At 75.8% G+C, this 1800-nt stretch carries 2 protein-coding genes; both read right to left on the reverse strand.

Going from position 1 to position 1800, the window contains the following annotated elements; genetic code table 11:
- On the reverse strand, nucleotides 1–1191 hold a 1191-nt coding region (locus AB0J52_RS38930), incomplete at its 3' end, for an ATP-binding protein (protein WP_500188080.1).
- Nucleotides 1192–1234: 43 nt separating this feature from the next.
- Nucleotides 1235–1800, reverse strand: a 566-nt coding sequence (locus tag AB0J52_RS38935; protein WP_500188082.1) for a CoA transferase, incomplete at its 5' end; no start/stop codon positions are given.

Below are 1800 nucleotides of genomic sequence, written 5' to 3' on the forward strand. Positions count from 1 at the left end.
CACGCCAGGCGCGACCAGCGCCCACAGCGCGTCGTGCGCGGCGTGCCAGTGGTGGCTGAGCTCGTGCCAGAGCCGGTCGGCGGGGACGAGGTCCGCGTCGTTCTCCAGCGCCTCGGCGTACCGGGTGTGCAGCCGGGTGTGCTCGCCGGGCAGCAGGTCGTCGTGGACCGCCTCGCGGATCAGCGCGTGCCGGAACGCGTAGCCGTCGCCGTCCACCACCAGGACGTTCGCGGCGACCGCCGGGCGCAGCACCCGGGTCAGCGCCGCGTCGTCCAGCCGGGTCACCGCCGCGAGCAGCCGGTGGTCGATCCGGGTGCCGCCGCCGCTGGCGTCGCGCAGCACCTCCTGGGTCTCCTCGGGCAGCCGCTCGACCCCGGCGAGCAGCAGGTCGCGCAGGGTCTCCGGCAGCTCGCACACGAGCCGCCCGTCGCAGCCGACCAGGGTCTCCACGAACAGCGGGTTGCCCTCGCTGCGGGACCGCACGGTGTCGATCAGCTCGGGGTCGGGGGTGCGGCCGAGGATGTCGGCGACCAGCTCGCCGACCTCCTCCCGGGTGAGCCGGGGCAGGTCCAGGCGGCGCACCCGGTCGACCCGGCCGAGCTCGGCGAGCAACGGCCGCAGCGGATGCGAGCGGTGCAGCTCGTCCGACCGGTAGGTGACCACGATCAGCAGCGGCGCGGTCCCGACGTTGCGCACCAGGAACGACAGCAGGTCGCGGGTGGACCGGTCGGCCCAGTGCGCGTCCTCGATCACCAGCACGACCGGGGACCGCTCGGCGAGGTGCTCCAGCAGCGTGAGCATCGTCTCGAACAGCCGGGCGCGCTCCTCGCCGGACGCCGCGTCCGACTCCGGCTCGCCGAACTCCGGCAGCAGCCGGGCGAGGCCGGACGTCGCGCCGCGCGGCAGCAGCTCCGCCACGCCGTCCACGCCGACGTCCCGGACGAGCCCGCGCAGGACGGTCGTGAACGGCGCGAACGGCAGGCCGTCCGAGCCGAGCTCCAGGCAGCCGCCGACCAGCAGGAGCGCGTCGTCCTTGACGGCCGCGCCGAACTCGCGGATCAGCCGCGACTTGCCGAGGCCCGCCTCGCCGCCCACCAGCACCGCGCCGGGCGCGGCGGCCAGGGCCTCGGTCAGCAGGTCGAGCTGGCCCGCCCGGCCGACCATGACGGGGGACGTTCCGTATGCGCTCACGCCCCCCAGCATGCCAGCCGTTTTCCGGACTTTGACCCCCTTTTCAGGCGCGCCAGGAGGAACCGCGGTGCGCGTCCAGATCCGGGGCGGGCTCCTGCGGCGGCGGCTTCGCCACGGTCGTCCGGACGGGGCTGCCGGTGACGACGTCCCTGCCGGTGAAGTGCGGATGCGCCATCATCTCCGCCCGGTCCAGGACCGGCGCGACGGGCGCGCCCTCGGCGCTCAGCCGCCGCAGCGCCTCGGCCGCGTCGAGCTTCCCCAGCTCCACCGCGATCGTCTCGTCCAGTTCCCGCACCCGCGCGAGCCGCTCGGCGAAGCCCAGCCCCGCGAACTCCCCGAGGTCGAGGGCGCGGCAGACGGCGGCCCAGAGGCGGTCCTCGGAGACGACGCCCAGGGTCACCGCGCGTCCGTCGGCCGTCCGGTAGACCCCGTACCCGGCCACCGGCCCGACCCCGGGCGTCCGGTTCCCCGCCTCCGGGACGGTCGCGACCCAGTTCGCCAGGACGTCCGCCATGCCGAGGTCGATCCGCTCGCCCTGCCCGGTGGCCCGCGCGTGCAGGACCGCCGCCGTGATCGCGAACGCCGCCATCGTCGCCGCCGCCATGTCCG

This window comes from Spirillospora sp. NPDC049652 (assembly GCF_040675125.1).
Classification (GTDB): Bacteria; Actinomycetota; Actinomycetes; order Streptosporangiales; family Streptosporangiaceae; genus Spirillospora.